Genomic DNA, 1,421 nt, shown 5'->3' on the forward strand with positions numbered 1-1,421 from the left:
ATATCCTCATTTTGATAAAAAAACACATAGTCCGATTGTTCCTCGATAATGGATATCACTTCTTTAAGTGAGGCATCGTGTGCTTTAACGGTAATCTTTCCACTTTGGGCGTATCCTGTTGCAAAAGCATTGCTCATACCTACCAGCAAAAAGAAAACAACAATTTTCATTGTCAAAGATGCTTTCCACAAAGAAAGCTTGCGTAAGATTAGTAATCTATTCATACATTTATATGTTTTTGATTAAGTTATACATCACCGCTCTGACAGTTTGCAAGACCATAGGAGAGCGGTCATTGATTTTTTATTAAAACGCTCTTTTGAATCAGGTAAGCAATTGCATCGTACCCAATTCTTTTCCTTTGTTACTTATGTTTTCCCATAGGCACTTATTTTTAAAAATTCAACAATATAATTACTTCACTATTACTTCCTTTGTAAAACGATAGTATCATTTCGAAAATAATACTCGAATTGTCCTTTAAAATTAATGATCTCTATAATTTCTTCAATAGGTTGTTGTGCAGAGAATTTGCCGGTATATTTTTCCTTACGACTTTTTTCGTCAGAAATAATAATGGTTACACCGTATTTTTTTTCCAAACGGTCCGTTATTTGTTCTAAGGGCATATCTTCGAAGGAATAAATTCCTGTTGTCCACGATAATATATTTTCAGGATTGACTTCACTGAGTGCCACATAACCGGTATTTTTATCCATGAACACTTGTTGCCTGGGATTTAATACAATCCGATTTTTTATTTTATTTGATGCATCAAAAGTTTGCAATTCTATTTTCCCTTTTATAAGCGTTGTAATTACATAGGAGTCTTCCGAATAATCCATCACATTAAACTGTGTACCCAAAACAATAATTTGTTGTTTACCGCTATGTACTTCAAAAGGCTGATCGTTGTTTGTTACCTCAAACAATGCCTCGCCATCCAGATATACTTGACGCTTTCCCCCTTTGAATTTTCTTGGATATTTCAAATAAGAAGAAACATTCAATTGCACAGAAGATCCATCGGGCAATTTTACGATTTGAAATCGTTTAGAAGAGGTTGTTCGCACCTCTATCCATCGAGGGTTTTGCTTTTTTCGGAAAGGGAACACCGATGCGCCGATAATCAGCAAAGCTGCAAAAATTGCAGCAACAGCTTGCCCGCGAGTCAATTTTAAGCGCCTTCTTTTTGAAGTCGCAGAGTGATGAATGAGCTCCGAATTGTTCTGCAACTTTTGCATAAGTCTACTCCAACTCGCTTCTATCTCATCAGTATTCGGCATTAATCCGTCTTTTCGATGATCGTATATATTCTTTAGCTGAAAAAACAAATCTTTGTTTTCGGATGAAGAATGAAACCATTCGGAAAAAAAAGCCATTTCTTCTTCCGAAACATCATTTTGTAACACGTGGATAAT

Annotated in this window: 1 protein-coding gene; it reads right to left on the reverse strand. The window is 35.3% G+C overall.

Annotated elements, in window-relative coordinates:
* Window positions 1–425: 425 nt before the first annotated feature.
* A partial coding sequence (locus C3E90_RS09640; RefSeq protein ID WP_236915432.1) for a FecR family protein occupies window positions 426–1,421 on the reverse strand: 996 nt, incomplete at its 5' end.

The sequence above is a fragment of the Clostridium sp. Cult2 genome, assembly GCF_021655075.1.
In the GTDB taxonomy this organism is placed as follows: domain Bacteria; phylum Bacillota; class Clostridia; order Tissierellales; family Tepidimicrobiaceae; genus Schnuerera.